Raw genomic sequence first — 26,182 nt, 5'->3', positions numbered from 1 at the left:
TCCCACAGGCAGGAATCACTAGCCTTGATGCGTGGAGTTCTACGGTGAGCGGCCCGACGTCGACCTGACCTACTCGGACGTCTTCCTGGTGCCGCGCAGGTCCTCGGTCACGAGCCGCCTCGATGTCGACCTCGCGCCGCGCGACGGCACCCCGGCGACGATCCCCCTCGTCTCGGCCAACATGAACTCCGTGACCGGCGCGCGCCTCGCGGCGACCCTCGCTCGGCGCGGCGGCCTGGGCGTGCTGCCGCAGGACATGCCGCTTCAGGAACTGGATGCCGCGATCCGCTGGGTCAAGGCGCAGCCCGTCCTCTGGGACACGCCTCTCGTGCTTCCCCCGGAGGCCACCGTCGCCGACGCCGCCCGGCTGCTCCCGGCGACGGAGGGGCACGGCATCGTCGTCGCTCCGGCGGGGACCCACCCCCAGGGCATCCGCATCGAGGAGATCCTCGGCGTGATCCCGGCGACGCGTCTGGGCACGGCGCTGCCCGACGCCCGCCTCGGCGACCTCGCCCGCGGCCATGCGGCATCGATCGACGCCGACGATGTCGAGACCCCGCGCCACGCCTTCGACCTCATCGTCGGCGCGCGCGCCGAGACGGTCTGCATCCTCCACCACGGCTTCCTCGTCGGCACGCTCTCTCGCCGCACCGCGCTGCGGTCCACCCTGTATCGGCCGGCCGTCGACGCGAACGGGCGCCTCGGCGTCGCTGCTGCCGTCGGCATCAACGGCGACGTCGCGGCCAAGGCGCAGGCGCTCGCCGCAGCGGGGGTCGACGTCCTCGTCGTCGACACCGCGCACGGCCACCAGGAGGGCATGCTGAGGGCGCTGCAGGCGGTCGCCGAGCTCGGCCTCGGCATCCCGATCGCCGCCGGCAACGTCGTGACCGCCGAAGGCGTGCACGATCTCGTCGCCGCCGGCGCCGACATCCTGAAGGTGGGCGTGGGACCGGGCGCGATGTGCACGACTCGCATGATGACCGCGGTCGGCCGGCCGCAGTTCTCGGCGGTGCTCGAGACCGCCGAGGCCGCGCGCGTCATGGGCGCGCACGTGTGGGCGGATGGCGGCGTGCGCTACCCGCGCGACGTGGCCCTCGCGCTCGCGGCGGGCGCGGCATCCGTCATGATCGGCTCCTGGTTCGCCGGCACGATCGAGGCTCCCGGCGAGCTGCAGGTCGACGGCGCCGGCCGGGCCTACAAGGAGTCGTGGGGGATGGCGTCGACGAAGGCCGTGCACGAGCGCTTCGGACGCCTCGACCCCTACGAGCTCGCCCGCAAGGAGCTCTTCGCCGAGGGCATCTCGTCGTCGAAGATCTACCTCGACCCGCTGCGCCCGAGCCTCGAGGACCTGCTCGACATGATCACCTCGGGCGTGCGCTCCTCGTTCACCTACGCGGGCGCCGCCACGGTACCCGAATTCCACGAGCGTGCGCGGGTCGGCCTGCAGTCGGCCGCCGGCTACGAAGAGGGAAAGGCGCTGCCGGTCAGCTGGTAGGCCGGTTCGCATCGTCACGCGAGCTGTCACGCGAGCCGCTACGCGACGCGTTCTCGTCGTCGTCGGAGTGCTCCTCGCGGATGCTGCGCGCCTCCTCGAGCTCCTCCTTGTCCTTCTTCTCCGCCTTCTTGATCTTGCGGTCGTCCCGCGGCGGCAGCTGAAGCGTCTCCTCGGCGGGCAGCCCGCCCTGCAGCTGTCGGCCGCGCTCCAGCTCGGCGTCGAACTCGGCGCCGAAGAGGAGGGCGAGGTTGGCGATGTAGAGCCAGAGCAGGAAGATCACGATCCCGGCGAGCGACCCGTACGTGCGGTCGTAGTTCGAGAAGTTCGTGACGTAGATGCCGAAGGCGACCGTCGCGAGCGTGAGCACGAGGATCGCGAGAAGCGAGCCCAGGCTGATCCAGCGGAACTTCGGCTGCTTGGCGTTCGGAGTCGCGTAGTACAGGATCGCGACCATCAGCACGACGATGAATGCCAGCACCGGCCACTTCAGGATCGACCAGACCGTGGTCGCGACATCCCCGAGACCGAGCGCTGAGCCGACCGCGTCGGCGACGGGGCCCGAGACGACGAGGATGATGGCGGCGATCGCGATCATCACGATGCCGATCACGGTCACGAGCAGCTGTGCCGGCTTCAGCTTCCAGAAGGGGCGACCCTCCTCGATCTCGTAGATGCGGTTCATGGCCCGGCTGAACGCCCCGACGTAGCCGGACGCGGCCCAGATCGCCAGCACGATGCCCGAGATGAGGGCGAAGCCGGCGCCGGGCGAGTTGGCGATGTCGCTGAGCGGGCCGTCGAGGGCGTCGGCGGCGTCCGGAGCGAAGCTCTGGATGATCCCCGTGATCGCCTCGGCTGCCGACTCGCCCTGACCGATCACGCCGAGGATCGAGAACACGGCGATCAGCGCGGGGAAGAGCGCGAGCACCGCGAAGTACGTGAGCCCGGCTGCGATGTCGGTGCACTGGTCGTCGGAGAACTCGCGCAGTGTCTTCTTGACGACGTACTTCCACGATCGCTTGTCGATCTCGCGGAGGGAGTCCGGCTTCGCCGGGTTCTCGGGGTCAGGGATCTGCTCCTCGTCGGTCTTGCGCTGCTCGTCCGTCGTGCTCATCGTCTCTCCAGTTCGGTGCCTGAGGCTGGTGAAGGGCTGTCGAGGTGTGCCGGCGAGGGAGTGCGAGGATCACCATCCTGTTCGCCGCGCCGCACCGCAAAGAGGGGGTTGACACGTCCGCCGGATGAAGAGGACTGTCGACGGATGCCTCGGCCCGAGGCATCCGTCCACCCGTCGTCCAGGCGACCGGTGAGGCCCTGCCGTAGACTTGGCGCACGATGGACGACCCTCCTAGTTGCAGACGTTCGCCCCACCGACCCGCCCCCATCACGATCGGGGGTGATGCCTGATGGAGTACGTCATGCTGGGCGTGGGGCTCCTGCTCACCGTGGGGACCGGACTCTTCGTCGCGAGCGAGTTCGCCCTCGTCAATCTCGATCGAGCCGACCTCGAGGCGCGGCGCGACCGCGGCGAATCCCGCCTCTCCCTGACGATCAGCGCGCTGAAGATCACCTCGACGCATCTGTCCAGCGCGCAGCTCGGGATTACGCTCACCACGCTCCTGACGGGCTACACGATGGAGCCCGCGATCTCGAGCCTGCTCGCGCCGGTCTTCACGGCGTGGGGCCTTCCCTCCGGCCTCGTCGGACCGATCTCGGTGTTCATCGGCATCGCGATCGCGACGATCCTGTCGATGATCCTCGGTGAGCTCGTGCCGAAGAACTTCGCCCTCGCGCTCCCGCGTCAGACCGCGAAGCTCGTGATGCCCTTCCAGGTCGCGTTCACGACGGTGTTCCGCCCGGCCATCGTCGTCCTCAACGGCAGCGCCAACGGCGTGCTCCGCGCCGTCGGGGTCGAGCCGAAGGAGGAGCTCTCCGGCGCGCGCACCGCCGAGGAGCTCTCGAGCCTCGTCCGCCGCTCGGCCAGCGCCGGCGTCCTCGAGGAGGACACCGCGTCGCTCCTCGACCGCAGCCTCACCTTCGCCCGGCTGACGACGGCCGACGTCATGACGCCGCGCCCCAGCATCCATGCCCTGCAGGCGGGCGACTCCGCTGAAGAGGCGATCCAGCTCGCCCGGCGCACGGGGCACAGCCGGTTCCCGGTCTACGACGACTCGATGGACGACATCGTCGGCATCGTGCACCTGAAGGCCGCCGTCGGCGTGCCGCGCGATCGTCGCACCGACGTGCCCGTCGCCGCGCTCGCGACCGAGCCCCTGCGCGTCCCCGAGGCGGTTCACCTCGACGTCCTCGTCGCGGAGCTGCGCGCGCGCGGCTACCAGATGGCCGTCGTCGTCGACGAGTACGGCGGGACGGCGGGCGTCGTCACGCTGGAAGACCTCGTCGAGGAGATCGTCGGCGAAGTGCTCGATGAGCACGATCGCCGCCGCGCCGGGATCGTCCGCCTCGACGGCGACGTGCTGTTCCCCGGCGAGCTGCGCCCCGACGAGCTGCTCGACCGCACGGGCATCCGCGTTCCCGAGGGCGAGGTCTACGACACCGTGGGCGGCTACCTCATGAGCGTGCTCGAGCGCATCCCCACGGTCGGCGACCAGGTCGAGGTCGAGGACGGCACCCTCGCGGTGCAGCGCATGGACGGCCGCCGCGTCGACCGGGTGAGGTTCACGCCGAAGCCGATGCCGTCGACCGACGACGAGAGGGGTGACCGATGAGCGATTGGGCAGGCATCGCCTGGCTGTTCGTGCTCCTCGTCGCGAACGCCTTCTTCGTCGGCGCCGAGTTCGCCGTCATCTCGGCCCGCCGCTCGCAGATCGAGCCGCTCGCTGAGAAGGGCTCGCGCTCGGCCAAGACCGCGCTCTACGCGATGGAGCACGCGACGCTCATGCTCGCGACGTCGCAGCTCGGCATCACGATCTGCTCGCTGCTGATCCTGAACGTCTCGGAGCCGGCGATCCACCACCTGCTGGCCGAGCCGCTCGGCCTCACGGGCCTCGGCGAGGCGACGGTCGACATCATCGCCTTCATCGTCGCGCTCGTGCTCGTGTCGTACCTTCACGTCGTCTTCGGCGAGATGGTGCCGAAGAACCTCGCGTTCTCGGTCCCCGATCGCGCCGTGCTGATGCTCGCGACCCCCCTCGTGTGGGTGTCGAAGGTCTTCCACCCCGTCATCGTGTCGCTGAACTGGCTCTCGAACAGCGTGCTGCGGCTCTTCCGCGTCGAGCCGAAGGACGAGGCCGCCTCGACGTTCACGCTCGACGAGGTCGCCACGATCGTGAACCAGTCGCGGATCGAGGGGGTGCTCGACGACACGGCGGGCACCGTCGCGGCCGCCGTGGAGTTCACCGACAAGAAGGCCAAGGACATCGCGGTGCCGCTCGTCGACCTCGTCACGCTCCCCGAGCAGACGACCGCCGACGAGATCGAGCGCGCCGTGTCGAAGCACGGCTTCTCGCGCTACGTCATCGTCGGTGGCGACGGGGTGCCGGTCGGGTACGTGCACCTCAAGGACGTGCTGCGCGCGGCCGAGGGACCGGATGCCGCGGCCGACGTCGTGCGCCCGCTCCCGGCCAAGCGCATCCACCACATGGTGCCGGTGCTCGAGACGACCGACCTCGAGGATGCGCTCGCGCTGATGCGCCGCGCCGGTCGTCACCTCGCTCAGGTGCGCAACACCTCGGGCGAGACGACGGCCGTGCTGTTCCTCGAGGACATCATCGAGGAGCTCATCGGCGAGATCCAGGACGCGACCCGCCGCCGGCGCTGACGGCGGCCGGGTCGGCGCGGTTCAGCGGTGGGGGCGGGCCCGGACGTACTGCTTCGGCCAGTAGTCGATGTCCGCGCCGACCTCGCCGGCGGCCCGCAGTGCGAAGTGCGGATCGCGGAGCCACTCGCGCGCCGACATGATCGCATCGGCGTCGCCGCGGCGGAGGATCTCCTCCGCCTGCTTCCCGGAGTCGATGAGGCCGACCGCGCTCACCGGAACGCCGGCCGCCTCGCGGACGTGGCGCGCGAGGTGCACCTGATACCCGGGGCCGGGGACGATCCGCTGGTGCGCGACCAGGCCACCGCTCGAGATGTCGAAGAAGTCGACGCCCCGCTCCGCCGCCCAGCCGGCGACCGTCGCGGTCTCCTCTACGGTCCAGCCGGCCTCTGCCCAGTCGGTCCCGGAGAACCGCACGAACAGGGGGACGTCGGGCGCGGCATCCCGAACCGCGTCGACGACGCGCAGGAGCAGGCGCGCGCGGTTCTCGAGCGAGCCGCCGTACTCGTCGGTGCGCCGGTTCGAGAGGGGCGAGAGGAACTGGTGCAGCAGATAGCCGTGGGCCGCGTGGATCTCGAGCAGCTCGAACCCGGCGTCGAGTGCGCGACGGGTCGCGGCGGCGAAGTCGTCGACGACCTTGTCGATCCCCGCCTGGTCGAGTGCGACCGGCTCGTCGAAGCCCTCGAACGCGACGGCCGACGGAGCGACGGTCTGCCAGCCGCCCTCCGACGCGGAGACGGTGCCGCGACGGTGCGAGAACGGCGACCACGTCGAGGCCTTCCGGCCCGCGTGCGCGAGCTGCAGGGCGGGGACGGCACCGCGCGCGGCGATGGCCGAGACGATGGGCCTCCAGGCATCCACCTGTTCGTCGTTCCAGATGCCGGTGTCCTCCGGCGAGATGCGCCCCTCGGGCGAGACGCCGGTGGCCTCGGCGAACACGATGCCCGCTCCGCCCGATGCGAACTGGGCGAGGTGGGTGTGGTGCCACTCCTGCGGAACCCCGTCGACGGCGCTGTACTGGCACATCGGCGCGACCCAGAGCCGGTTGCGCACCTCGAGCCCGCGGATCGTCAGAGGGGTGAACAGGGTGGAGGTCATAGGGCGCTCCCGCGTCGATAGTGTGTGGCCATGGGCGGATCGTGGACGGCCTCGGACGTCGCCGGGCTCCTCCGGAGGCCAACGGCCACCGATGACAAGTATTCCCGCGGCGTGCTCGGCATCCGAACCGGGTCAGAGCTCTATCCGGGGGCCGCCGTGCTGGGCGTCGAGGCCGCATGGCGCACGGGTGTCGGCATGGTGCGGTACGTCGGCGCGGCGCGCGATCTCGTGCTGCAGCGGCGTCCTGAGACCGTGACGCAGGACGGCCGGGTGCAGGCGTGGCTCATCGGGTCGGGAACGGATGCCTCGGCCCGCCGCGGCGACGAGACGCACGCGCTTCGCGCGATCCTGGCGGGCGACGTGCCCGTTGTCGTCGACGCCGGAGCCCTCGACCTCGTCGTCGGAGCGACGGCGCCGCTCGTCGTCACGCCCCACGCGCGCGAGCACGCGAAGCTGCGCTCCGCGCTGGGGCTGGGCGAGTACGACGCCGCCGATCCCGACTCTCGCGCGCGGGCCGCGGCCGAGACAGCGGCCGCTCTCGGCGGCGCCGTGCTTCTCAAGGGGAGCGCCACCGTCGTCGCGGCACCCTCGGGGTGGAGCACCGTCGTCGAAGCCGGCACGCCGTGGCTCGCGACGGCGGGCACCGGCGACGTGCTGGGCGGAGTCGTCGGCGCGCTCGTCGCGGGTGCTGCCGACGACGGGTCGCTCGACGCCGAGCGTCTCGCGCGGCTCGCGGCATCCGGCGCGTGGCTGCACGGTCACGCCGCGAACCTCGCCGCGGCAGCTGCGGGAAAGGGCGGCGGCCCCATCACGGCCCTCGACGTGGCCGACGCGCTGCCCCGTGCGGTGGCCGAGGTCCTCGCGGGCGGCTGAGGGGTCGACCCGGCCGCTCCCGCGTGCGACGGCGCGTGTCGTGGCCCCGGGGCGGCGGGGGGCGTCCGCCTAGGATGGGGGAGTGTCGAGGCGGGCGGTGCTGTGGATCGCGTTCGTCATCGTCCATGCCGGGGTCGCAGCCCTCGGGTTCCTCCTTCCCAACGAGCCGATGGGCGACGTCTACCGCGTCTATGAGCCGTGGTCCCGCGCGTGGCTTGCGGGCGTCGACATCGAGCCGGTGCTGAATGCGCAGTTCCCGGCCAGCTCGAGTCTCGTGGGGATCACCGAGTCGTGGGTGTACCCGCAGCTCGCCATCGTCCCGATGCTCATCGCATGGCTCTTCTCGTGGGTCGCCGGTTACGAGATCGGCTGGGCGACCCTCGTCACACTTTGCGACGCGCTCGCCTTCGCGATGCTCGTCGGCCGCGCGCGATCGACAGGACGTTGGGTCGCCGCGTGGTTCTGGCTCGCGTTCATCGCGGTGCTCGGTCCGGTCGGGATGTACCGGCTCGACGGCATCACGGTGCCGCTCGCGATCGCAGGAAGCCTGTGGCTCGTGGGACGCCCGTGGATCGGTTCGGCGCTGCTCGCGATCGCGACCTGGATGAAGGTGTGGCCGGCTGCGCTCATCGCCGCGGCGATCATCGCGGTGCGACGCCGCCTGGCCGTGTTGGGCGCGGCTGCCGCCGTCTCGGTCCTCGTCGTGGTCTGGGTGATATCCATGGGCGGGGCCGCGCACCTCTTCGGGTTCATCCTCGACCAGACCGATCGCGGGCTGCAGCTCGAGGCGCCCGTCAGCACGGTCTACCTCTGGCAGTCCGTCGCCGGCATCCCGGGCTCGATGATCTACTACGACCAGGACCTGCTGACCTTCCAGGTGACGGGCCCCGGCGTCGACACGGTCATCGCCGTGATGACACCGCTCCTCGTGATCGCCGTCGCCGCGGTCGCGGCCGTCGGCGGATACAAGGCGTGGCGCGGCGCGTCGTTCGCGGCGCTCTACCCCAACCTCTCGCTCGGCCTCGTGCTCGCCTTCATCGTCTTCAACAAGGTGGGGTCGCCCCAGTACATGACCTGGATCGCCGCCCCCATCATCGTCGGACTCGTGATCGACAGGCATCGCTGGTGGAAGCCGGCGACGCTCGCGCTCGTCATCGCCGGCTTCACTCTCGGCGTGTACCCGCTCGCCTATTACTCGCTGCTGCTCGCGTGGCCGTTCCCCGCGTCGCTCCTCACGATCCGCAACATCCTCGTCGTGGTGCTCTTCGTGTGGGTCGTGCTCCGGCTCGCGCGCGTCCAGATCCATCCGCATGTGCGCGCCGCGCGGCACGCCGAAGCCCTCGCCTGACCTCCGGGAGGAACAATGCTCGTCGCCTTCTCCGTCGCCCCGAGCGGCACCGGCCGTGCTGACGGCTCCGTCCACGACGCCGTCGCCGCGGCCGTGCGGATCGTCCGCAACAGCGGCCTGCCGTCCCGCACGACCTCGATGTTCACCGAGATCGAGGGGGAGTGGGACGAGGTCTTCGCCGTCGTGAAGCAGGCGACCGATGCAGTGCTGCCCTTCGGATCCCGGGTCTCGCTCGTGCTCAAGGCCGACATCCGCCCGGGCTTCACGGGCGAGCTCGACGCGAAGGTGGAGCGTCTCGAGGAGGCGCTCGCCGACGAGGGGTCCTCGCTCGAGGAGCCCGACCGCCTGGACTGACCGGCCGCGTCTATCCTTCTCTACCCGGCCGCGGCATCCGTCCTCCGCCCGGCCGGGCCGCGGCATCCGTCCTCCGCCCGGCGCGGCCGCGGCATCCGTCCTCCCTCCACCGGGGGCGCGGGAGGGGATTCGAGGAGCGGAGGGCGTCTTCGGGGCATTCGTCCTCCCTCGGCCGGATCCCCTCCGCACGCACGGCGCGGGGCCAGGTCGCAGGACTCTTCTCGGCTCCGGCCGCAGGCTGCCCGGCCCGGCCGGGCCGCGGCATCCGTCCTCCCTCCACCGGGGGCGCGGGAGGGGATTCGAGGAGCGGAGGGAGTCTTCGGGGCATTCGTCCTCCCTCGGCCGGATCCCCTCCGCACGCACGGCGCCAGACCGGCCGGATCTCCTCCGCACGCACGGCGCGAGGCCGGCCGACCGTAGGCTGAGCGGGTGTCAGAGCCGACGTCGAGCGCCGAGTCCCCGACCGACCGGGCGGTGCGCGCGCTCGCCGATGCCGTCGGCGAGTCAAGGCCCCGTGTGCCGGGCGACGGTTCCGACCCCGACATCCCCGTCGCGGCGACCGTGATCGTCCTGCGCGACGGCGCTTCCGGGCCGGAGGTGCTGATGATCGAGCGGCCCGACCGGGGGTCGTTCGCCGGCGCGTGGGTGTTCCCCGGCGGCAAGGTCGAACCCGCCGACCGGCTCGCCGACGACGAGCCGGAGGAGGATGTCGCGCGCCGCGCGGGCGTGCGCGAGACGCTCGAGGAGGCCGGCCTGGAGATCGACCCCGAGGATCTCTGGACCATCTCCGTCTGGGATCCGCCGCCGGGACTGGCGCTGCGCATCCGCACGTGGTTCTTCGCCGTGCGGGCCGGCGACGGCGAGGTCGTGCTGTCGCCCGACGAGGCGGTCGATGCCGAGTGGGTCGACCCGGGCCGGCTCCTCGAGCGGCATGGGCGCGGAGAGGTGACGCTCTACCCGCCGACGTGGGTCACCCTGCATGCGCTCGCGGGTCAGCTCGATGTCGAGGCGCTCCTCGGCGCCCTGCGTCTCGCCGGGTTCCGGCGGTTCGAGACCGTCGCCCGCAAGGGCGAGACGGGGCCCATGCTGCTGTGGCAGGAAGACGCCGAGTACGGCTCCGGCGCGGGGGACCAGGCATCCGCCCGCCATCGCCTCGAACTCGGCGCGCTGCCCTGGATCTACACGCGCACCGACTGAGTCACGCCTCTAGCAGCCGCCGCAGGTGCGTGCCGACGGCGTGCGTCTCGATGAGGAAGCCGTCGTGGCCGAAGTCGCTCGTCAGCACGACGGCGCGGTCACCGTCGAGGGCGTTCGGGATGCCTCGCGCGATCCGGTGCTGCCCGTCGATGGGGAAGAGCCGGTCGCTGTCGATGCCGAGCACGAGCGCCTTCGCGGTCACGCGCCCGAGGGCGTCTTCGACTCCGCCGCGGTCCCGGCCGACGTCGTGCGAGTTCATCGCCTCGACGAGCGTGATGTAGCTGTTCGCGTCGAACCGGCGCGTGAATCGGTTGCCGTGGAAGTCGAGGTACGACTCGACGGCGAAGCGCCCGCCGTGGCCCAGGGGGCTCACCCCCGACTGCCAGGAGCGCTGGAAGCGCTGGTTGAGCTCCGTGGGGCTGCGGTAGTTGAGCAGAGCCATGCGGCGGGCGAGAGCGAGTCCGCGGTGCGGGCCGTCGCCCGCGTCGGCGTCGTAGTACTCGCCGTTCTGGAACCGCGGGTCGATCGAGATCGCCTCGAGCTGCACGGAGTTGAGGGCGATCTGGTCGGCGGTGTTGATCGGCGGAGCCGAGAGGACGCCGACCCGCGCCACGCGTTCGGGAAGCGAGATCGCCCACTCCAGGGCGTGCATGCCGCCCATCGATCCGCCGAGCACGGCGGCCCAGCGGTCGATCCCGAGGGCGTCGGCGAGGCGCACCTGCGCGTTCACCTGGTCGCGAATGGTCAGGTACGGGAAGCGCGAGGCCCACTCGTAGCCGTCCGGCGCGATGCTCGCGGGCCCGGTGGACCCCTGGCATCCGCCGAGCATGTTGGGGGCGCTGACGAACCACTCGTCGGTGTCGATCGGCGCGCCGGGGCCGACGATGTCCCCCCACCATCCGGCGGTGGGATGCCCCGGCCCCGCTGGTCCGCGAACATGGCTGTCGCCCGTCAGGGCGTGCAGGACGAGCACGGCGTTGTCGCGCGCCGCGTTGAGCTCGCCCCACGTCTCATAGGCCAGGCGGTAGGCCGGCAGTTCGCGCCCGCCCTCGGTGCGGAAGGCGCCGAAGGCGGCGAAGTGCCGGTCGCCGGCCGGATCGCCGTCGCGCCACGCACCCGTCGCGGGCGGGCGGCCGAGGAGGAGCCGGGCGTCGGCCTCCGTCACCGGTGCCGAGGGCACGGTGTCTTCGGAGGTCTGCCAGTCCATCGGTCCATTCTCCCGGGTGGCGGCTGGCGGCGGCCGGATGTTACGGGTGGCCGGGTGCCACGACGGCGGGACGACGGGATGCCGGGGGCCGAGGCATCCCGGATCGACGGCGAAGCGAGCGCACAGGGGAACGCCGCCCGGTCGGGTCCGGGCGGCGTTCCTCGCGTCAGGCTTCGAGCGAGAAGCCGAACAGGTCGCGGTCGCGCCACGGACCGCCCGGCGTGATGGTGCGGTCCGTCGCCCACAGGGTGAGCACGTAGCCGCACGCGGCCATGATGCTCGTGTCGAGCTCCCACGTGCCGTTCGCCGTCGTCGTGATGGCGGGGAACGCGGTCGGACCCGAGAACGTCGGCAGTGCGCCCAGCGCCGACGAGGCCGGTTCGAGCTCGAACCAGATCTGCGACAGATGCGCGTCCGAGACGTCGTACGTTCCCCGGAGCTTGTCGCCGATCTTGAACTTCTTGCAGGGACCCGTCGGGTTCACCGTGCCGTCAGCGTGCTCGACCTCCGTGATGGCGAGTGCGACGGAAGGTGCCGTCTCGTCGAGGCGGATGGTGACCGTGGTGCGGATCGTGCCGTCGGAGCACTGCAGGATCTGCGCGGGGTAGACCGTGCCTCCGGCATCCTTCGCCACGACCTCGATCTCCCACAGGCCCGCGCCGAGCGCGATCGTCTGCCACGGATAGAGCACGTCGCCGTACACCGTCCGGTACCCGGCGCCCGCGAGGTTGCGGTCGACGAGGTATGGGAAGAAGCCGTCGGCGTCCGCCGTCTGCAGCTGGCTGTACGACTCGGGGAAGGTCGTGCCGATCCACCGCGTACCGCTCACCCAGAACGGGTCGCTCAGTGTCGTCCACGAACTCGTCCCGGACGGGCGCACCCGCACGCGGTACCGCATCTGCGGCGCGCCGACATCGGGCGCATCCGGGATGAATCCCGAGATCGTCACCACACCGCCGAACGGATTGTCGCCGCTCGTCGTCCGTCCATCGGACTGGTCGACGTCGCAGACGCTCACGCCGCTGACGAAGTCGAAGACGGGCCGGAGCGGAGACAGCGCGCCGACCGGCAGCTGGATCGTCGTCTCCTCGCGGTTGCCCCACGTCGGCACCCAGTCGGGATTGCCGGCGGGAGGGGGCGTGCTCCACGAGAGGATGGCGCGGACCCGGGGCTCGACCGGCCCCTCGACGCAGTCGCGTCGGTGGGCCGTCGAGCCGAGCGGCAGGTACACCGCGAAGCGCAGGCCGCCGTCGGGGATGGTCTCGTCGTGCACGACGACGCCCGCCGTCCCCACGTAGGACCAGCCGCCGCCCCAGTCCACCCAGAACGCGACGTACTCGGTGCTGCCCGCCGTGCACGGGCCGCCGCTGTAGCCGTTCGGCTTCTTGACCGTGAGGACGCCGACGAGGGCATCCTCCGTGGGGTCGTAGCCGATGCAGCCGAGCTCCTCGTACGACTTGTCGCCGTCCGTCTTCATCAGGGTCGCGATGACCGCCGAGAGGTCGATCTGCTTGAGCTCCGGGATGTCGAACAGCGGCGACTGCATCGGCATGGGCGGCACGCCGCCGAGTTGTCCGACCTTCGCCGAGAGCGCGGCCGCGACGCCCGGCTGGACGGGCCCGACCGGCGGGTTCGGTGCGACGGGCGCGACGCCGATCCCGGCACGCGACGTCTCGACGCCGATGTGGTCGAGGATCGTGGGTGCGAGGAAGCGGTGAGGTTCGACATCCGTCCCCGCGTACGTCTGAGCGAGCTCGGCGACCGAGAGGGTCTCGGCGGCCTTGAGCGTCACCGGGGCGGTCGGGTCGACCTGCGCGAGGACCGCCTCGGGCAGCTTGATCTTGGTCGACTCGAGGAACTCGCCCCACGGGACGAGCTTGCTCGTGCGCGGTGCGACCGAGACGGTCACGACGTTGCCCCACACCGGGGTGTAGTCCGGATCGCCTGCGGTGGGCGCGGTGTTCCACGACAGGATCGCGCGGACGAGCGCCGGCCGCGCGAACAGACACCATCGGTGCTGCAGAGGTGCCACGACGTTGACCGCGAAGTCGAGCGGACGCGCGCCGGCGGAGTCGTGGACGGCGAAGGAGTCCATCCCGGCATCCGTCCACGTCGCCCCGTCGTCGTAGCTCACGAAGAACCGCACGTATTCGCGGGACCCGGCGCTGCAGAGCGCGCCGCCGTAGCCGCCCGTCTGATTGATGCGCACGACGGCTTCGAGCTGATCGATCGTCGGGTTGAGTCCGACGCAGTTCAGCCGCTCGAACGTCGTGCTGAAGGCCAGCTGCTCGACGGCCGGGAACGGCGTCTCCTTGATCGTGCCGAAGTAGTTCGGATTGGCGAGCAGCTTCGCCTTCGCGCTGCCCCGCAGTCCCAGTTCCTTGGCGCTGACTTTCGTGACCCGCCCCGCGACCGGCCGGGGCTTGGTCTCATCTCCAGGTGGCATCTCCGCCTCCTCATCCTCGGCGCAGCGGGATACCGCGCCCTCGACATGGAAGAGGGGATGCCGCGCCCCCTGATACCTGCGGCCGGCGTCGGGGCCGATGTCCCAGCGGGGGAGTACGGTGCACCGCATGGATGTCATCGAGTACCTGATGGACGGCGACCCCGCGATCCGCTGGCAGGTCATGCAGGACCTGTCCGGCGCACCGGCCGACGAGGTCGCGGCGGAGCGCGCCAAGGTCGCCACAGAGGGCTGGGGGGCGAAACTCCTGTCGCTGCAGGCCGAGGACGGGCAGTGGGACGGCGCCGCCTACCGGCCGGCGTGGGCCGACGAGTACGCGACGTTCTTCGACGTGTGGTCCACGACGCACTTCAGCCTCGACTCGCTCGTCGACCTGGGACTCGACCCCGACAGTCCCGAAGCGCGATCGGCGGTCGACCGGGTCGCGGAGAACGTGCGGTGGGACTACAACCAGGAGCTGTACTTCGAGGGCGAGGTCGAGCCGTGCATCAACGGCCGGGCTCTCGCCATCGCCACCTACTTCGGACGCGAGGCGCCCCGCATCGCCCAGACCCTCCTCGAGACGCAGCTCGACGACGGAGGCTGGAACTGCTGGGTCGAGGACGGCAACGGCGTCGGGTCCTTCCACTCGACGATCTGCGCGCTCGAGGGCCTGCGCGACTGGGAGCTCGCGACGGGAGGCACGCCCGAGTCGAAGGAGGCGAGGCTGCGCGGCGAGGAGTACCTGCTCGAGCGCCGGCTGCTCTTCCGGGCCTCGACGGGTGAGGTGATCGACCCGCGATTCGCGATGCTCTCGTTCCCGACGCGCTGGTACTACGACGTCCTGCGCGGGGCCGACTACTTCCGCGTCGCCCGTCCCGACCGCGATCCGCGGTGCACCGACGCGGTCGATCTCATCCGCTCGAAGGCGCTGCCCTTCGGCATGTGGAAGATCGAGAACGAGCACCAGGGCGCCTCGCAGCTGCGGTTCGACCAGGAGGCCGAGGGCTTCCCGAGCCGCTGGGTGACCCTCCGGGCGCTGCGCGTGCTGCGGTGGTGGGACGCTGCCTGACCCGATGAGACGAGGAAGCCTCGACCCGCGTGGGCCGAGGCATCCGTCGTTCCGCCGGCGCAGCCGGTCGGCGTTGGTCAGGCGCGAGCCGCCTCCGAGACCCGGCGCGCGGCCGCGAGCGCCTGCTCCAGGTCGGCCTTCAGGTCGTCGATGTTCTCGAGGCCGACCGAGAGGCGCACGAGGCCCGGCGTGACGCCGGTCGTGAGCTGCTGCTCGGGCGTGAGCTGCGAGTGGGTGGTGGAGGCGGGGTGGATGACGAGCGAGCGCACGTCGCCGATGTTGGCGAGGTGGCTGAACAGCGTGAGGCTGTTGACGAACTCGCGTCCGGCCTCGACGCCGCCCTTGAGCTCGAACGAGAGGACCGCACCGACGCCCTTCGGTGCGTAGTTGTTGGCGGCGGCGTACCAGGGTGAGGTGGGCAGGCCCGAGTAGTTCACCGAGGCGACGTCGGAGTGGTTCTCGAGCCACTCCGCGATCTCCTGCGCGTTCTGCACGTGGCGCTCGACGCGGAGCGAGAGGGTCTCGATGCCCTGGATGAGCAGCCACGCGCTGTTCGGGGCGATGGCCGAGCCGAGGTCGCGCAGCAGCTGGACGCGCGCCTTGATGATGTAGGCCAGTCCGTCTCCGACGGCGGCCGTGTACGAGGCGCCGTGGTACGAGGGGTCCGGAACCGTGAGGCCGGGGAACCTGTCGACGTTCTTCGACCACTCGAAGCTTCCGCCGTCGACGATCACGCCGCCGATGGTCGTGCCGTGGCCGCCCAGGAACTTCGTCGCCGAGTGGATGACGATGTCGGCGCCGTGCTGGAAGGGCTTGATGAGGTACGGCGTCGCGATGGTGTTGTCGACGATGAGCGGCACGCCGCTCTCGTGGGCGATGTCGGCGACGGTGCGGATGTCGAGCACGTTGATCTTCGGGTTGCCGATCGTCTCGGCGAAGAAGAGCTTCGTGTTCGGGCGCACCGCGGCGCGCCACTCCTCGGGGTCGTCCTGGTTCTCGACGAACGTCGTCTCGATGCCCAGCTTGGCGAGGGTGTACTTGAAGAGGTTGTACGTCCCGCCGTAGATCGAGGACGACGAGACGATGTGATCGCCGGCCTCGGCGATGTTCAGGATGGCGAAGGTCGAGGCAGCCTGGCCGCTCGCGAGGAGGAGGGCGCCGGTGCCCCCTTCGAGCGCCGCAAGACGCTCCTCGACGACAGCCTGCGTCGGGTTCTGGATGCGCGTGTAGATGTTGCCGAACTCGGCGAGCGCGAAGAGGTTCGCCGCGTGCTCCGTGTTGTCGAAGACGTACGACGTGGTCTGGTAGATCGGGGTGGCGCGGGCCTTCGTGACCGGGTCGGGCTGCGCGCCCGAGTGGATCTGCTTGGTCTCGAAACGCCAGTTCTCGGGTGCCGACATGACTGCTCCTGCGGGTATGGGGGGCGCGCGGCGGGCGTCGCGGCCTCGTCCGAGAGTAGGGATGCCCAGCGCTGTCAACAACGCGCGGGAAATGTTACGTAATGGACCCGGTGCCACCCCGGCTAGCGTGGAGGCATGACACGACGTGCGGTGGTGACGGGCGCGAGCTCGGGAATCGGTGAGGCGACGGCGCGGGCACTCCGCGCGTCGGGATGGGACGTCGTCGCGGTCGCGCGACGCGCCGAGCGGCTGCAGGCGCTCGAGGCCGAGACAGGCGCCGTGGCCTTCGCAGCCGACCTCACGAGCCCCGCCGACGTCGATGCGCTCGCCGCGTGGCTCGACGAGAGCGGACCCGTGCACGCCCTCGTGCAGATCGCGGGCGGCGCCCGCGGCACCGACCGCATCGAGGACGGAAGCCCCGACGACTGGCAGTGGATGTTCGAGGTCAACGTGCTCAGCAGCCAGCGGCTCGTCGCCGCGCTCCTTCCCCTTCTCCGCCGGGCGGCTGCGGGGGGCCACGCCGACACCGTCTTCGTCACGTCGACGGCGGCGCAGACGGCGTACCCCGGGGGCGGCGGATACAACGCCGCGAAGGCCGCGGAGTCGATGCTCGCCCATGCCCTGCGCCTCGAGCTGAACGGCGAGCCGATCCGCGTCGTCGAGATCGCGCCCGGGATGGTCTACACCGAGGAGTTCACTCTCAACCGCCTCGGGGGCGACCGCAATGCGGCCGAGCGGGTGTACGCGGATGTCGAGGCGCCGCTGACGGCGGACGATGTCGCCGACGTCATCGCCTACGCGCTCAACGCTCCCGGCCACGTGAATCTCGACCTCGTCACGATGCGCCCGGTGGCCCAGTCGGCGCAGCACCTGCTCGCTCGCGGGCCGCTGCGACCGCGCGGTGACGCGGCCCGCCCGTGATCTCCGCCGCCGGAACCTCGATCACCTACCCAGCGGGCGCGACGACGTCGACGGGCACCGTCGTGCACGTCGCCGACGCCGGCCAGGGCCGCTTCGCGGTGCTCCTCGATGAGACCGCATTCCACCCCGTCGACACCGCGTGGCCGGACCAGCCCGCCGACCGCGGGGTGCTCCGGGTCGGCGACGCCTCGTGGGACGTCGTGGACGCCGTCGTCGGTGCGACCCAGGGCGGGGCCCTGCTGCTTGGTCGGGACGTGCCCGTGCGCACCGGGAGCGAGGGCTGGACCTTCGTGGTCGCGCACCTCGTCGAAGGTGAGCCGCCCGCCGAGGGCGTCGCCGCCGAGGTGGTCGTGGACGCCGAGAACCGTGCCGCGCTGTCGGCCGGTCACACGGCGTGCCACCTCGCCTCGCTCGCGCTGGATGCCGCGCTCGCCGGTGCGTGGACGAAGTCCGTGCCGGACGACGCCCTGGGCGCGCCGGCCTTCGACTCCCTCGCGATCCAGGAGTCGCGCATCCACCCCGACGGCTCGACCGACACCTATCGCATCGGCAAGTCCCTGCGCCGCAAGGGGTTCGATCCGGCCGCGCTCGACGACCTCGACGGCCTCGCGGGCAGGATGGACGCGCAGCTCGCGCAGTGGATCGCGACGGGCGGCGCCGTGCGCATCGAGACGTCGGGCGCCGCGCTCGCCGACCGGCGCACGTGGGTGTGCGAGCTCCCCGAGGGGGAGGCGCGGATCCCCTGCGGGGGCACTCACCTCACGTCGCTCGCCGACCTCGCGTCGGCGACGGTTGCGTTCGAGCGCAGTCAGGTCGAGGGTGGCCTCGAGCTCGTCATGAGGACGACGGCCGTCCGAGTCTGAGGCGCCTCGTCGGCTCGGGGCGTTCGTCTCGCTTCGCTCGCTCAACGACCGGGCGGCGGGGGCGGCTCGGGGCGTTTCGTCTCGCTTCGCTCGCTCAACGACCGGACGGGAGGCCGGGCGGGCGAAGTCCCGGTCGTTGAGCGGAGGCGCGAAGCGCCGCAGACGAAACGCCCTGGACCGTCGGGAGCGGCCGGGTGAAGGCATCCGTCCTCAGATGATCTGAGCCTCGCCCGCGGTGGCTTCGGCCGCCCGGTCGGAGTCCGGCCCGTCGGAGTCCGCGAAGGCGACCTTCGGGACGAAGAAGAGCAGGATCGCGGCGAGGAAGCCGCCGCCGGCGCAGATCGCCCACACCGCCATGTAGCCGCCGAGCGAGGCCGCCGTCTGGCTGGCGACGGCCCCCGCCCCGGCCGCGAGGACGACGCCGAACACCGCCGACGCGAAGGTCCCGCCGATCGTCTTCGTCGTGTTCGTGAGGGCCGACGCGATGCCGGTCTGCCCGCGGGGTGCGGCGGCCGCGGCCGCGGCGGGAAGCGCCGCGACGAGCGCTCCCGACCCGACTCCCGCGATCGAGAGGTTGAGCAGCACCTGCCACAGCTCGAGGTGTAAGGGCAGGAAGAGCGTGTAGCCGACGCCCACCAGAGCGCTCGCGCCGATCAGGATGACGCGGGGGTTCGCCCGCCGGGAGGTCACGGCGAAGAGCACGGCGCCGACGATGAGCGAGACGAGATAGACGCCGATGACGTTCGACCGTGCCGTGGCATCCAGTCCCAGACCGTACCCGAGCGACGAATCGGTGCCCGCGTACGTCGACAGGGGTCCCTGCGCGCCGAGCAGGCTGATGCCCACGAGGAACGCCGTCGCCTGCACGGGCCACATCTCGGGCTTCCGGAGCACGCGGATGTCGATCGCCGGGTCGTCCTGGCGCAACTCATAGCGGACGAACCACACGAAGACGGCGATTCCGGCGAGGAGGAGCCCGACGACCCACCACCACGCCCCGGCCCCGAGCGAGAGTTCGCCGATCATGCGCATGTAGACGAGGGCGCCGGTGACGAGGAGGAGTCCCCAGGCGAGGATGACGAAGCCGCCGGTGTCGAGCGTCCGGCCGGGAAGCGGCTCGGACTCGGGCACGCCCAGCCAGATCACGACGGCGATGAGCGTGACGGCGATCGCCGGCACCATGAGCGTGACGGGAAGGTTGCCGCCCGTCGCGGCGAAGATGCGGCCGGCCGCGAGCGCGCCGATGATCGCGCCGGCCTCGAGGCCGACGACGAGGAGACCGGCCGCGCGGCGCGTCGTCGAGACACCCCGGTTCTGCCGGCGCCCCCGCTCGAAGATGAGCGCGATCTCGAGCGGCAGCCACACGACGTAGAAGCCCTGAAGCGCCCACGCGACGAGGAAGCTCCAGAAGTCGCCCGCGAACGCGAGCCACCAGCTGGCCGCCGCGGTGAGGATCGCCGCGGCGAGAAGGATCTTCTTGTGCCCGTACATGTCGCCGAGCTTGGCGAGCACGGGCAGGACCAGCGCCGACAGCAGCAGCTGCGCCGCCTCGAACCAGTTCACGTCGGAGTCGTGGATGCCGAGCTGCGTCACGATGTCGCTGAAGAGGGGGACGTAGAACCCCTGGAGGATGCCGCTCGTCAGCTCGACGAGGATGAACCAGCCGATGAGACCAGCGGTGACGCCGAGCGCGGAGCCGCGCAGGCGTTCGGTGGGCGACGTTGACACGAGGGGGAGGATAACACCGGGATTCCCGCTCCTCGGCGCGGTCGGCACGGGCTGTGGGCGGCGCGGGCGGCCCGCGGCCGCCCGTCCTAATCTGGAGGGCGTGACGGATGCATCGGCTGAGCGCGAACGACTGACGTGGGACGGCTTCGGCGAGGCATCCCGAGACATCGCGCGGGCGGTCATCGCCGACGGATTCAACCCGAAGGTGGTCGTCGCGATCGCGCGCGGGGGCCTTCTGCCGGCCGGCGCGATCGCCTACGGACTCGGGATCAAGAACTGCGGCGCCATCAACGTCGAGTTCTACACCGGCATCGGCACCGTGCTCGACGCGCCCGCCGTCCTGCCGCCCGAGCTCGACATGAGCTACCTCGACGGGCGGCGCGTGCTCCTCGTCGACGATGTCGCAGACAGCGGCCGCACGCTCGATCTCGCGGTCAAACTCCTTGTCGAGCAGGGCGCCGACGTGCGCTCGGCCGTCATCTTCACCAAGCCCACGACGATCGTGCAGCCCGACTACTCGTGGAAGGCGACGTCGCTGTGGATCGACTTCCCGTGGTCCTGGCAGGGCTCTGTCGAGCAGGAGGACGCCGGCGCCGCGGAGAGGTCGGCCTGACGGCATGGCGATGACGCTGCCGCAGCTGGCCGAGGCGGGGCTCGTCGATCCGGACTGGGCCATGGCGCTCGAGCCGGTCGGTCCCGACATCGCCGCGCTGGGCGATCGCCTGCGCGCCGAGGTCGCGGCGGGGCGCCACTACCTCCCCGCCGGCGACCGCGTCCTGCGCGCGTTCCAGCGGCCGCTCCGCGACGTGCGGGTGCTCATCGTCGGTCAGGACCCGTACCCGACACCGGGGCATCCCATCGGGCTGTCGTTCGCGGTCGACCGTCAGGTGCGACCGCTGCCGCGGAGCCTCTCGAACATCTACCAGGAGCTCGACGCCGATCTCGGCATCCCCCCCGCCCCGCACGGGGACCTGTCGGGATGGAGCGATCAGGGCGTCATGCTGCTCAACAGGGTGCTCACCGTCGCCCCGGGCGCCTCGGCATCCCATCGCGGCTGGGGCTGGGAGAAGGTCACCGAGCACGCGATCCGCACGCTCGCCGCCCGCGACCAGCCTCTCGTGGCGATCCTGTGGGGGAGGGATGCCTCGAACCTCCGCCCGCTCCTCGGCGAGACGCCGGTCATCGAGTCGCCGCATCCCTCGCCGCTGTCGGCGAGCCGTGGATTCTTCGGATCGCGACCCTTCTCCCGTGCCAACGCGCTCCTCGAGCAGCAGGGCGCCCCCGGGATCGACTGGGCGCTGCCCGCGTAGGCTGGACGGCATGCTGGAGGAGGAGTACGAGAAGACGCGCCGCCGTCTTCCGCAGCATCTCCAGAAGCCGCCCGAGCCGGAGCGGCCGTTCTCGTACGCGATCCGTCCCGTCGAGGACCGCGACATCCCCGATGTCCGCGAGATCTACAACTACTACGTCACCAACTCGGTCGTGACGTTCGACGAGAAGGCGTGGACGATCGCGCAGTGGCGCGAGAAGCTCGCGCATCTGCGCAAGCTCAAGATGCCGTTCCTCGTCGCCGAGTCGCCCAGCGGGCAGATCCTCGGCTACGCCCTCGTGCAGCCGATGTCGACCAAGAGCGCCTACCGCTTCTCGGTCGAGAACTCGATCTACCTCGGTCAGGCGGCGGCGGGCAAGGGCCTCGGGCGCGCCCTCCTCGAGGCGCTCATCACGGCGTGCGAAGAGGCCGGGATCCGAGAGATGGTGGCGGTGATCAGCGACAAGGGGGCCGAGGCATCCATCGCCCTCCACGAGAAGCTCGGCTTCGTCGAGGTCGGTCGCATGGGCCGCGTCGGATTCAAGTTCGGACGCTGGCTCGGCACGATCTACCTGCAGAAGCACCTCAAGCCCGTCAAGAAGAAGGGCCTCTTCGGGCGCTGAGCGCTGCCGGTTCAGCCTGCGCCGTTGCCGTCGCTCCAGTCGCGCACCGCATCCACGAGCTCCCGCCACGGTCCCGTGAGGGCACGGTCGGGAAGCTCGGCCTCGCGATCCTCGTCGGGACCGCAGCGCGCGTGGATGTTCCACTGGAAGCGGTCCGCTCCGCGCGAGTCGCCATCGACCGGCTCGTCCCAGGGGCAGCGCGAGATGAGGGTGACCCAATCGGATGCCTCGTCCTCGCGCGGCTCGGCGGTCCACTCCTTCGTGAGCCCCGCGAAGCCGCCCGTCCTCTTGACGGCGACCACGAGGAGCGGTGAGCCGGCGGACGATCCTCCGTCACGCCGCGGGCTTCTCGATTCGCTCATCGCCGATGACGCCGACCTCGGTCCACGCGTCGCGGACGGCCGACACCTCCTCCGACTCCACACCGTACTCCGCTTCGGCCGTCGCGATGGTGGCGGCCGCGAAGTCGGCGAAGTCGGCGGTCGGGGAGAGCTTCCCCGACGTGACCGTCTGGTACCAGATGCGGCCGGCGCGCTCCCAGGCGTGGCCGCCGAGTGCGAGCGCCAGCAGCGTGAAGGCACGGTTCGGGATGCCGGAGTTGATGTGCACCCCGCCGTTGTCGTTCGTCGTCTCGACGTAGTCCTTCATGTGACCCGGCTGCGGGTCTTTGCCCAGCACGTCGTCGTCGTACGCCGTGCCCGGGTCCTTCATCGACCGGAGTGCGCGGCCCTGCACAGCGGGCGTGAAGATGCCCTCGCCGATGAGCCAGCTCGCCTCGTCGGCGGTCTGGCCGCGCTGGTGCTGCTCGGCGAGCGCTCCGAAGACGTCGGAGATGGACTCGTTGAGCGCCCCCGACTGGCCCTGATACTCGAGGCCGCCCGAGACCTCGGTCACGCCGTGCGCGAGCTCGTGCGCGATGACGGTGAGCGAGTTGGTGAAGCCGGTGAAGATGTCGCCGTCGCCGTCGCCGAACACCATGCGCTCGCCGTTCCAGAACGCGTTGTCGTAGTCCTCGCCGTAGTGCACGGTGGCGAGGAGCTCGCCGCCGCCATCGTCGATGCTGTTGCGCTGGTAGGCGTCCCAGAAGAAGTCGAAGGTCGCCCCGAGCCCGTCGAACGCCTCGTCGGCGGCCTCGTCGCCCGTGGGCGGGTCGTCCTCGCTGCGGACCCGCACTCCGGGCAAGGTCTCGCGACCCCGTGCATCCGAGATCGTGCGGTCGGGCGCCGGTCCGGTCTCGGCCACGAGGCTGCCCGCCTCGTCGATCGAGAGGCGCAGTCGCGAGCGCCCCGGCCGGTAGTCCCGATCACCCGCGAGCGTCGCCCGCGCAGCCTCGGCGGCACGCGCGAGGTGCGGCTCAGTCGCGGCTGCGATGCGAGCGAGCAGGTACGGCGGGACGATCGCGTGCCTCATGGTCCGAGGCTAACGTTCGGCCACGACATCCCCGCGTGCCGCGCGTCGGAGATTCGCGCGAACCTCGGACGATCCGTGGCGAGCCCTCCGAGGTTCGTGCGTTCCTCCGAGGCTCGTGACGATCAGGAGGAGGGTCAGGATGCCGCAGGCCCGGGGTCGATGATCGGGATCGAGGCGAGGAGCCGGCGCGTGTACGCGACATGGGGCTGCAGCAGCACCTTCTCGGTGGGACCCTCCTCGACGATCCGCCCGTCCTTCATGACGACGACCTGGTCGCAGAGGTTCTGGACGACGCCGATGTCGTGGGACACGAGCACGAGCGTGAGGTCGCTTCGGCGGCGCAGCTCGGCGAGGAGCTCGAGGATCTGCGAGCGCACCGTGACGTCGAGGGCGGACATCGGCTCGTCGCCGACGAGGAGCCTCGGCCGGTGCACGATGGCGCGGGCGATGGCGATCCGCTGACGCTGGCCCCCTGAGAACTCGTGGGGGAAGCGGTCGGCCATATCGGGCTCCAGGCCGACATCGAGGAGCACCTCGTGCACGCGCTCTCGCCGGCCGGCGCCGCCCGGCTCGCCGTCTCCGCCGAGGCCGAGCGCCCACAGGGGCTCGGCGACGATCCGGCCCACGCTCATGCGCGGGTCGAGCGATGCGTACGGGTCCTGGAACACCATGCCCGTGTCGCGTCGCAGCCAGTGCAGCGCGCGGGCGCCGGCCGAGGCATCCACTTGCCGTCCGTCGAACTCCACGGAGCCCGCGGTCGGGGCGTCGAGGGCGAGGAGGAGGCGGACGAGCGTCGACTTGCCGGAGCCGGACTCCCCGATGATGCCGACGGCGCTGCCGGGGAAGACGTCGAGGTCGGCGTCTTCGAGGGCCGTCGAGGTTCGGGCCTTCTCGAAGAGGGTCGCCTTCGGGACCGGGAAGCGCCGGGTGAGGCCCCGTGCGCGCAGCAGCGGTGCCGCGGCGGTCGCGGGGTGATCGGAGCGGAGGGCGGTCACGAGAGGCCCCCCGGTCGCCAGAGGGTCGCGGTCGCATCGCGCAGGAGTCCCTGCGTGACGACGGACGAGGGCGCTGTGAGGAGGGTCGACACCGGCGCCTCTTCGACGACACGGCCGTCCTCGAGCACGATGCCGTGGGTCGCGATGCGCGAGAGCACCGCGAGGTCGTGCGTGATGAACACGAGGGACATGCCGTCGGTCTCGACGAGCGACAGCAGCAGATCGAGGATCTCGGCCTGGATCGTCACGTCGAGCGCGGTCGTCGGCTCGTCGGCGATCAGCAGCCGCGGTCGGCAGGCGAGCGCGGTCGCGATCGCGACCCGCTGTCGCTGCCCGCCCGAGAGCTGGTGCGGATAGCGGGCGACGATCCGCTCGGGGTCGGGGAGGGCGACGCGCCGGGCCTCTTCGACGGCGCGCGCCTTGGCCTCGGCGCGCGTCACGCGCTGGTGGATCCGGACGGACTCCGCGATCTGGCGGCCGACGGTGCGGATCGGGTTGAGGGCTGTCCGCGGCTCCTGGAAGACGATGCCGATGTCGTCGCCGCGCAACTGCGCCAGTTCTCTGTCCGGCAGCCCGAGCAGCTCGCGGCCGTTCCAGCGGATGGAGCCGCCGGCCGTCGCTCCGTCGGGCAGGAGCCCCATGATCGCCAGGGCCGTCAGCGACTTGCCCGAGCCCGACTCGCCGATCAGGCCGACGCGGGCCCCGTCGGGCACGTCGAACGAGATGCCGTCGACGACGCGGCGGTCGGCGATGTCGATCGTGAGGTCGCGCACCTCGAGCGTCACGAGACCACCTCCGGCACGTGCGTGCGGGCCTGTCGCGCCGCACCGCCGCGGCGCGACAGCGTCGGGTCGGTGGCTTCGCGGAGGCCGTCGCCGAGGAGATTGAGGCCGAGCACGGTGAAGGTGATGGCCAGACCCGGCCAGACGACGGAGAGCGGGTAGACCGTGATGAACTGCTGCAGCTCGGCCAGCAGGAGCCCCCACGACGGCTCGGTCACCGGCGCCCCGAAGCCGAGGTACGACAGCCCGGCCTCGGCGAGCACGGCGACGGCCATCGCCCACGACAGCTGCACGATGAAGACGGGCGCGACGTTCGGCAGCAGATGGCGCAGGAGGTTCTGCCACGGCGTGAGCCCCGCCATCCGTCCCGCGAGCACGAAGTCGCTGTGGAGCACCCGGCGCAGCTCCGGCCGCGTGACGCGCGCGATGTTGACGCCGAAGCCGATGCCGACGGACCAGATCACGACCCACAGCGAACCGCCCCAGACGGCCGAGATCATCATCGCGATGATGAGGACGGGGAAGGCGATGAGGATGTCGACGAAGACCGCGACCGACTCCCGCACCCACCGCGCCGTGAGCGCCCCGAGCGCCGCGAGCGCGATGCCGACGACCGTCGCGATGATCCCCGCGCCGACCGCGACGATCACGGTCGTGCGGGCGCCGGCCATGACCAGGCTCAGGATGTCGCGGCCCGACCCGTCGGTGCCGAAGAGGTGGGGGAGGCCGGGGAGCGCCCAGCGCCCCCGGACGTCGACCCTCTGCGGGTCGAACGGCGTCCAGAAGGTGGCGACGATCGCCGTGGCGACGACGACCGCCACGACGATGAGGCCGAACCGGCCCGTCGACAGCGCCCACAGCCGGCCGAGCCACGCCCAGCGTGACGGCCGGCGGCGGCGCGGCCGTCGTCGGGGCCGGGCCGCGGCATCCGTGTCCCGAATCTGGCCGCTGCGGCCCCCGCTTTCCGGCGAACTTCGGGACATGCTCTGGGGGGGCCTGGCCGGTTGGCGCTTGTGTGTCCCGAATTTGGCCGGTTCGGCGGCGGCTTTCCGGCGAACTTTGGGACATGTCATCAGGGGCGGGGACGAGGCCGGACATGCTACCGGGCGCCTGGTCTGTCGGAAGTTCTGTGTCCCGAGTTTGGCTGGTTTGGGGGCCGCTTTCCGGCGAACTTTGGGACATCCTGCCGGGCGCCGGGCCGGTTGGGGGTTGTGTGTCCCGATTTTGGCCGGTTTGGGGGCGGCTTTCCGGCGAACTTTGGGACATGCCATCGGGGGCCGGGCCGAGATCGG

24 protein-coding genes are annotated in these 26,182 nt (G+C 71.3%); 13 read left to right on the top strand and 11 right to left on the bottom strand.

Annotated features, from left to right (window positions below; translation table 11 throughout):
* Positions 1-31: 31 nt before the first annotated feature.
* Positions 32-1,495: a GuaB1 family IMP dehydrogenase-related protein gene (locus G5T42_RS01170; protein WP_165124308.1), complete on the top strand. Its 1,464-nt coding sequence runs from the start codon at positions 32-34 to the stop codon at positions 1,493-1,495.
* On the opposite strand, the gene G5T42_RS01165 is transcribed toward G5T42_RS01170, so the two are convergent.
* Positions 1,485-2,606 (bottom strand): YihY/virulence factor BrkB family protein, encoded by a 1,122-nt coding sequence (locus G5T42_RS01165; RefSeq protein WP_165124305.1) that lies wholly within the window; start codon positions 2,604-2,606, stop codon positions 1,485-1,487. The genes G5T42_RS01170 and G5T42_RS01165 overlap by 11 nt on opposite strands.
* A 289-nt stretch (positions 2,607-2,895) precedes the next feature.
* Between G5T42_RS01165 and G5T42_RS01160 the strand changes: the two genes are divergently transcribed.
* Both G5T42_RS01160 and G5T42_RS01155 read left to right on the top strand, forming a co-directional pair.
* Positions 2,896-4,218 (top strand): hemolysin family protein, encoded by a 1,323-nt coding sequence (locus tag G5T42_RS01160; RefSeq protein WP_165124302.1) that lies wholly within the window; start codon positions 2,896-2,898, stop codon positions 4,216-4,218.
* Positions 4,215-5,270 (top strand): hemolysin family protein, encoded by a 1,056-nt coding sequence (locus G5T42_RS01155; protein ID WP_165124300.1) that lies wholly within the window; start codon positions 4,215-4,217, stop codon positions 5,268-5,270. Before G5T42_RS01160 ends, G5T42_RS01155 begins: the two co-directional genes overlap by 4 nt.
* A gap of 21 nt (positions 5,271-5,291) precedes the next feature.
* Here G5T42_RS01155 and G5T42_RS01150 read toward each other — a convergent pair whose 3' ends face one another.
* On the bottom strand, positions 5,292-6,365 hold the full coding sequence (locus G5T42_RS01150) for an NADH:flavin oxidoreductase/NADH oxidase (RefSeq protein WP_165124297.1): 1,074 nt from the start codon (positions 6,363-6,365) through the stop codon (positions 5,292-5,294).
* Between the two features lie 30 nt (positions 6,366-6,395).
* Between G5T42_RS01150 and G5T42_RS01145 the strand changes: the two genes are divergently transcribed.
* From G5T42_RS01145 to G5T42_RS01130, 4 genes are all read left to right on the top strand, one after another.
* Positions 6,396-7,238 carry an ADP/ATP-dependent (S)-NAD(P)H-hydrate dehydratase gene (locus G5T42_RS01145; RefSeq protein ID WP_165124294.1) on the top strand — a complete coding sequence of 281 codons (843 nt, stop codon included), beginning with the start codon at positions 6,396-6,398 and terminating at the stop codon, positions 7,236-7,238.
* A gap of 82 nt (positions 7,239-7,320) precedes the next feature.
* Positions 7,321-8,586 (top strand): glycosyltransferase 87 family protein, encoded by a 1,266-nt coding sequence (locus G5T42_RS01140; protein ID WP_241245908.1) that lies wholly within the window; start codon positions 7,321-7,323, stop codon positions 8,584-8,586.
* A gap of 15 nt (positions 8,587-8,601) precedes the next feature.
* Positions 8,602-8,940: a thiamine-binding protein gene (locus G5T42_RS01135; protein WP_165124291.1), complete on the top strand. Its 339-nt coding sequence runs from the start codon at positions 8,602-8,604 to the stop codon at positions 8,938-8,940.
* 429 nt (positions 8,941-9,369) lie between these two features.
* A complete protein-coding gene (locus G5T42_RS01130; RefSeq protein ID WP_165124288.1) occupies positions 9,370-10,137 on the top strand; it encodes an NUDIX domain-containing protein in 768 nt (255 codons plus the stop codon).
* 1 nt (position 10,138) lies between these two features.
* Here the strand turns inward: G5T42_RS01130 and G5T42_RS01125 are convergent, their stop codons facing one another.
* Both G5T42_RS01125 and G5T42_RS01120 read right to left on the bottom strand, forming a co-directional pair.
* Positions 10,139-11,344 carry a homoserine O-acetyltransferase gene (locus G5T42_RS01125; protein ID WP_165124286.1) on the bottom strand — a complete coding sequence of 402 codons (1,206 nt, stop codon included), beginning with the start codon at positions 11,342-11,344 and terminating at the stop codon, positions 10,139-10,141.
* 166 nt (positions 11,345-11,510) lie between these two features.
* A complete protein-coding gene (locus tag G5T42_RS01120; RefSeq protein ID WP_165124283.1) occupies positions 11,511-13,790 on the bottom strand; it encodes a hypothetical protein in 2,280 nt (759 codons plus the stop codon).
* Positions 13,791-13,917: 127 nt separating this feature from the next.
* On the opposite strand from G5T42_RS01120, the gene G5T42_RS01115 reads away from it, so the two are divergent.
* On the top strand, positions 13,918-14,859 hold the full coding sequence (locus G5T42_RS01115; RefSeq protein ID WP_165124280.1) for a hypothetical protein: 942 nt from the start codon (positions 13,918-13,920) through the stop codon (positions 14,857-14,859).
* Positions 14,860-14,936: 77 nt separating this feature from the next.
* On the opposite strand, the gene G5T42_RS01110 is transcribed toward G5T42_RS01115, so the two are convergent.
* A complete protein-coding gene (locus G5T42_RS01110; RefSeq protein ID WP_165124277.1) occupies positions 14,937-16,259 on the bottom strand; it encodes a bifunctional o-acetylhomoserine/o-acetylserine sulfhydrylase in 1,323 nt (440 codons plus the stop codon).
* A 135-nt stretch (positions 16,260-16,394) separates the two neighbouring features.
* Between G5T42_RS01110 and G5T42_RS01105 the strand changes: the two genes are divergently transcribed.
* Together G5T42_RS01105 and G5T42_RS01100 are read left to right on the top strand one after the other, a co-directional pair.
* The gene (locus G5T42_RS01105; protein ID WP_206535687.1) at positions 16,395-17,180 is read left to right on the top strand and encodes an SDR family oxidoreductase; all 786 of its coding nucleotides are present in this window, start codon (positions 16,395-16,397) and stop codon (positions 17,178-17,180) included.
* Positions 17,177-18,043 (top strand): metal-dependent hydrolase, encoded by an 867-nt coding sequence (locus tag G5T42_RS01100; protein WP_165124274.1) that lies wholly within the window; start codon positions 17,177-17,179, stop codon positions 18,041-18,043. The genes G5T42_RS01105 and G5T42_RS01100 overlap by 4 nt, the downstream gene beginning before the upstream one ends.
* Positions 18,044-18,253: 210 nt before the next feature.
* Here the strand turns inward: G5T42_RS01100 and G5T42_RS01095 are convergent, their stop codons facing one another.
* The gene (locus G5T42_RS01095) at positions 18,254-19,771 is read right to left on the bottom strand and encodes an MFS transporter (RefSeq protein ID WP_241245907.1); all 1,518 of its coding nucleotides are present in this window, start codon (positions 19,769-19,771) and stop codon (positions 18,254-18,256) included.
* A 100-nt stretch (positions 19,772-19,871) separates the two neighbouring features.
* Between G5T42_RS01095 and G5T42_RS01090 the strand changes: the two genes are divergently transcribed.
* Genes G5T42_RS01090 through G5T42_RS01080 form a run of 3 tightly spaced genes read left to right on the top strand, consistent with a single transcriptional unit; the run spans position 19,872 to position 21,703 of the window.
* Positions 19,872-20,384, top strand: coding sequence for a phosphoribosyltransferase (locus G5T42_RS01090; RefSeq protein WP_206535686.1), 513 nt, complete (start codon positions 19,872-19,874; stop codon positions 20,382-20,384).
* Between the two features lie 4 nt (positions 20,385-20,388).
* Complete coding sequence (locus G5T42_RS01085; RefSeq protein ID WP_165124269.1) at positions 20,389-21,081, top strand: uracil-DNA glycosylase; 693 nt, start codon at positions 20,389-20,391, stop codon at positions 21,079-21,081.
* A gap of 10 nt (positions 21,082-21,091) precedes the next feature.
* Positions 21,092-21,703, top strand: a complete 612-nt coding sequence (locus G5T42_RS01080) for a GNAT family N-acetyltransferase (protein ID WP_165124266.1) — start codon at positions 21,092-21,094, stop codon at positions 21,701-21,703.
* A gap of 11 nt (positions 21,704-21,714) precedes the next feature.
* On the opposite strand, the gene G5T42_RS01075 is transcribed toward G5T42_RS01080, so the two are convergent.
* The 5 genes from G5T42_RS01075 to G5T42_RS01055 form a co-directional block, all read right to left on the bottom strand.
* Positions 21,715-22,065, bottom strand: a complete 351-nt coding sequence (locus G5T42_RS01075) for a protealysin inhibitor emfourin (protein ID WP_165124264.1) — start codon at positions 22,063-22,065, stop codon at positions 21,715-21,717.
* The gene (locus G5T42_RS01070; protein WP_165124261.1) at positions 22,037-23,113 is read right to left on the bottom strand and encodes a M4 family metallopeptidase; all 1,077 of its coding nucleotides are present in this window, start codon (positions 23,111-23,113) and stop codon (positions 22,037-22,039) included. Before G5T42_RS01070 ends, G5T42_RS01075 begins: the two co-directional genes overlap by 29 nt.
* A gap of 134 nt (positions 23,114-23,247) precedes the next feature.
* On the bottom strand, positions 23,248-24,063 hold the full coding sequence (locus tag G5T42_RS01065; protein ID WP_165130018.1) for an ATP-binding cassette domain-containing protein: 816 nt from the start codon (positions 24,061-24,063) through the stop codon (positions 23,248-23,250).
* Between the two features lie 41 nt (positions 24,064-24,104).
* On the bottom strand, positions 24,105-24,893 hold the full coding sequence (locus G5T42_RS01060; protein WP_165124259.1) for an ABC transporter ATP-binding protein: 789 nt from the start codon (positions 24,891-24,893) through the stop codon (positions 24,105-24,107).
* Positions 24,890-25,873: an ABC transporter permease gene (locus tag G5T42_RS01055; protein ID WP_165124256.1), complete on the bottom strand. Its 984-nt coding sequence runs from the start codon at positions 25,871-25,873 to the stop codon at positions 24,890-24,892. Before G5T42_RS01055 ends, G5T42_RS01060 begins: the two co-directional genes overlap by 4 nt.
* Between the last annotated feature and the right edge of the window lie 309 nt (positions 25,874-26,182).

Source organism: Microbacterium sp. 4R-513, from assembly GCF_011046485.1.
Lineage (GTDB): Bacteria > Actinomycetota > Actinomycetes > Actinomycetales > Microbacteriaceae > Microbacterium.
The sequence above is the reverse complement of the archived record's forward strand: the minus strand, read 5'-3'. Positions and strand labels throughout refer to the sequence as shown.